Annotated in this window: 5 protein-coding genes and 1 pseudogene; all 6 read right to left on the bottom strand. The window is 43.9% G+C overall.

All coding sequences use genetic code 11. The annotated features are described in order from the left end of the window. A partial coding sequence (locus HMPREF3139_RS04830; RefSeq protein WP_070460955.1) for a hypothetical protein occupies nt 1–616 on the bottom strand: 616 nt, incomplete at its 3' end. A 157-nt stretch (nt 617–773) separates the two neighbouring features. Next, nucleotides 774–1,269: pseudogene (locus HMPREF3139_RS04825) on the bottom strand (contact-dependent growth inhibition system immunity protein). Beyond that, nucleotides 1,270–1,401: an endonuclease toxin domain-containing protein gene (locus HMPREF3139_RS11365; protein WP_349267089.1), complete on the bottom strand. Its 132-nt coding sequence runs from the start codon at nt 1,399–1,401 to the stop codon at nt 1,270–1,272. It lies immediately after the preceding pseudogene. Between the two features lie 349 nt (nt 1,402–1,750). Next, nucleotides 1,751–2,209, bottom strand: a complete 459-nt coding sequence (locus HMPREF3139_RS04820) for a hypothetical protein (RefSeq protein WP_070460940.1) — start codon at nt 2,207–2,209, stop codon at nt 1,751–1,753. Continuing rightward, nucleotides 2,203–2,913 (bottom strand): hypothetical protein, encoded by a 711-nt coding sequence (locus HMPREF3139_RS04815; RefSeq protein WP_070460939.1) that lies wholly within the window; start codon nt 2,911–2,913, stop codon nt 2,203–2,205. The genes HMPREF3139_RS04820 and HMPREF3139_RS04815 overlap by 7 nt, the downstream gene beginning before the upstream one ends. Beyond that, a partial coding sequence (locus tag HMPREF3139_RS11015) for a VENN motif pre-toxin domain-containing protein (RefSeq protein WP_168160495.1) occupies nt 2,871–4,093 on the bottom strand: 1,223 nt, incomplete at its 5' end. The genes HMPREF3139_RS11015 and HMPREF3139_RS04815, both read right to left, overlap by 43 nt.

Genomic DNA, 4,093 nt, shown 5'->3' with positions numbered 1-4,093 from the left:
TAAATTTCCAATAATCCCGTCCTTCAATTTTCCAGTAACAGAATTCATCCGGTATTAAATACCCAAAATCCATTGCCTTTGAAAACCAGCCATCATAGACATAATCTTCATGACATCTGTCCCAATCCATATGCAGATACACTTCCGTATCAAAATTGATATAGAACAAAGGCAGCCTCGAAGAAATCTGATTGATTTTTAAGAAATCACTTTGCTGGCCAGAGTCTGAGATAGGATCATTGTACGACAGCTTGTTCTCGACAACGGAATATAACCTTACTGCTTCAGCAGAAGTAAACCCCTGAAACATCAGTTCCTTCAATTCATCTTTTTTTAATACAATGACTGAATCTGATTGAAGATAGCTTTCGAAATTGTCCTTAGTTAACTGCCAGATGCCATTACGGTAATTTTTATAATCATAATTATATTGTTCTTTAGTTATAATTCCTTCTCTTAGGTAAATGTCAAAAGATATTTTTGCATTTAATTCAAAATTTTCCTTATAATCAATTAAATAATATATCTTTTTCTTATAGACAAAAATAGATATGCATTGAGTATATTGAAAGATGGCATTTAATAATTCAGATTTAAATTTCTCAATTTTTTCCATATTTGACAAATTCCTTAATAACTTTATCTTCAGCAAGTCGTAGCCCACATTAAATCTGCAGCGAAGGTGTGCGCGGTACGCACGCACGCGAGCTTGAGTCTAATAAAAAGGTCGTCTGAAACATTTTTCCAGCTTTCAGACGACCTTTTGTCAAATGTTATCGGCAGCGGCTCAATACCAACCTTAAACCTGCTCCGATTTCTTCAGGGCTGTTATCCAATGATAAAATAACATCGTCTGCATCAATGGCATCCCACGCTTCCAGCTTGACATGGCGGCTCGGGCTGATTTTCAGGCAACCGTTGTGCAGCCCAAATATCCACGCTCATCATGTTTTTAAATAAAGCGCGTCTGGTTTTATAGCCCAAGTTCCCGCATAGGTTGGCAACCCAATCCTCATAGCGTTGCCGAAATTTTTCGGTATCAAAAAAATCTTGGTCTTCCGAACTGTCATAAACGAAAGTCCTGCTGTTTGCCAACGCTTGCAAAACCGTCGTGCCTAAAGTTCCATTGTCGGTATCCAACGGCAGGATATGAGGGGGATATAGGTGGTCTGGAGCATATCGCCCAAATCCTGACCATGTTTGAATAATCAAGGCTCTTTCATTTGCCTTATAGCCAGCCCAATAATCTTGTTCTTGATTAAAAGTCATTTATTTGATCTCCGTAATTTTGACTGTAATGTTTCGATTTTTGCCATACTCTACCACACGTTGCAACTGCAATCTTTGCTCCTTATTAGTTTGTGCGGGTATGGCCAGATGGATTTCGCGCTGTTTGATCATGTCGGCCCTTAATGTCATACCCGAAAGGCTATGACGTTCAAAATTTGCCGTCTTAGAGTTGTCTTTACACTGCTGCGGATAATGGTTTTGCTGGCCGTGCTGCCGATATGGGTGTGGCGGCGGGTTGCTTTTGTCTGATTACTGTGGTGGCTTGTTGAAAGAAAGGTCGTCTGAAACCGTATTTGTTGTTTCAGACGGCCTCTTGGCTCAAACCTTGAGAACCGCATGCGTGCGTTCCGCACACATCCTACTTGTTGAGTTTAGGTTTCATATGGGCTACAGCTTGCACATAAACTCTACGTGAAGGATTCGTGTAGCAGCTATTTGCGTTATGGGTGTTTTATGTAGGTTAGGGTTTACTGTATTTAGACTTTATACAGACAATGGTTTGTTGAATAGCCAATAGTTCAATCTCATTATGTGTATTAATAGTTAAATTAATTTTAATATTATTAACAAAATAATTAATATTTCTTCCATTATTCAGGATTTCCTTCTTATCATATAATTTACTTTCTTCAATTTTCTTTATACCATCATGAATAGATATGAAATTAAAAGGTGATAAATCAGTTTTTTTGAAACCATCTTTTTCTTTCATGAAAAAAAATATTGTATCTAATTTATTATTAATAAATAAAATACTAATTCCAAAATCAAAGAACTCGTGATAAATATAACCTAGGTCTCTCTCCCATTCAGTATTTACGTAACAATTAGATGAGGGTAACCCTAATATTTCCCAAATAGTTTTGTTATTTTGTTCTATATACCAAATATTTTCCAATTCTGGTTTCATAATTACCATAACTTAATACCTCTTATCTCATTTTTTTCTTTAATGTCTTTAATTGCTTGTTCAATTTCAGATTTTGTATATTTTCCAGATTTTTCAAGATTCTTTTCAAGTACAGCCAAGTCTTTACATTGAGCTGCACAAAGATTTTGAGCATCTTCTTGAATTTGTTCCTGAGTGTTTCTGCCCTTATATGTCCTACTCTGCTTATGAAATTCATGTGGCAGTGTTATAGCTGTAGATTCATTTTTTAATTGCCTCAATTCTGATGCAGTTAAAGAACGACCCAGTATTGTTTCATTTGCTGCTACTAAAGCTGCAAAAGAAGGAATATGGTCATGTTCTAAATTATCTCCTTTAACATCTCCTTTTTTCGCTTCGCCATAACTCTTGACATCCAATTCGTTTGCACGAATTTTGGTTAGCCGAGGAGGGTTGATACTCCCCATTTGCTGCAGCTTCAAGGAAGATGTTGTCGGCAGTCCGCCCCAATCAATCCGATATGCTGTGTTTCCCACCGTCTTAGCAAGAACAAATGAACTGCCCAATCCAGCCAAGCTCGACCCTAGCTGTTCAGGATTGTTATTCGCGATGCTGTCGCCCACTCCCCATGAGGCAAGTCCTACTGCAACCGGCGGATATACACTGACTGCATTGATTCCCGCATCAATGATCAACTCACCCGAACCTGCACCATGCTTGGCTTTTTGTCCCATAATGCTTCTGGAAACAGGGAGATCTGTATCAAATATAACATTGATGCCCGCGCTGCTAACGTCCGCAATCTGTGAACAAAATTATTTGTTACCGCCCCATCGGCCGCCATCCCGCCCTGCACGGTATCCGCAGACGAATTTCCCGCAGCCGCCCCGGCGGCCGTACCCAGTATCCTCGTGATGGCCGAAATGGTCTCTTTTTCCTCCGCGCTCAGGCTGCCGCCGTCGCCTTTTCCGTACAGCCATCTGCCGATGACGGATGCGGCCGCTTCCGCGCCTCCCGATGCCAGCGCGCCGGTTAAAGCGTCGCTGCCGCCCGCTGCGGATACCGCCGCCCCGAGTACGCCGTGGGCGAGGATGTGGGCAGTTTCCTGACCCGCCGTCAGCCTGCCGTCCGGATTTTCCTGCGCCAGCCCTTTGAAGTATTGTCCGATTTGGTAGGACAGGGCGGGACTCGCGGTGGCGGCCGTTATGCCCACCACGCTATCGGTCGGGGCGGACAAGCCCGCGCCTATCATGTTGAGCAGGACTTTGCCCCGCTGCCTTACTTTGAGGCCGTCTTCGTATTCATTCCGGCTGATTTCGCCTTTTTCCCATTTTTCCTTCAGCCCGTCCAGGCTGCGTTCGATTTCGGTATTGAGGCCTTGCAGTGTCCCGCCGAACTCCTGCGTTACTTCCCTTTGCAGGTTGATTTTTTTGGCCACCGCGTCTTTGTCGAAGCTGTTTTTCAGACGGCCCGAGTGTTGATCTGCAGTTTCGGTGTCGATGCCGGTGTGGATACGCGCTTCGGTTTCTTTCGCAGTCCTGCCTGTTCGGGCAAGTTGTCCCGCTTCGTCGGTGATGGGTATGTTGCGGGTGTTGATGCCGCTGCGGGTGGTGCTGTTTTTGCTGTCTCCGTCGCTGCCGTAGCCGGCTGCCGAGCTGATCCTGTCGGCAGGCCTGCCTTGTTTGTCGGTAACCGTGCCGTCCCAGCCGCCGTTCAGATCCAAACGGCCGCCGATGCCGAAGCTTTTGCCTTCGTAGCGGCTGTGGTTTTGAATGTCGCCGGCAGCAAGGGTGGCCGTCTGAAAAAGGGTTTTTCCTTTGTCTTCGGCACTCTTGCCGGAGGTGATGATGCCGCCCTTGAGGTCTGTGTTGTCTCTGACTTTGATTTGATAGCCGTCTTCTCCGGCATAAATAC

It is taken from the genome of Neisseria sp. HMSC15G01, from assembly GCF_001808255.1.
Classification (GTDB): Bacteria; Pseudomonadota; Gammaproteobacteria; order Burkholderiales; family Neisseriaceae; genus Neisseria; species Neisseria subflava_A.
This window is presented reverse-complemented; position numbering and strand designations above follow the sequence as displayed.

Coding starts and splice junctions, on each gene's coding strand:
- HMPREF3139_RS11365 (WP_349267089.1), bottom strand. CDS start 1,401: ATGATCAAACAGCGCGAAATCCATCTGGCCATACCCGCACAAACTAAT.
- HMPREF3139_RS04820 (WP_070460940.1), bottom strand. CDS start 2,209: ATGGTAATTATGAAACCAGAATTGGAAAATATTTGGTATATAGAACAA.
- HMPREF3139_RS04815 (WP_070460939.1), bottom strand. CDS start 2,913: ATGGGACAAAAAGCCAAGCATGGTGCAGGTTCGGGTGAGTTGATCATT.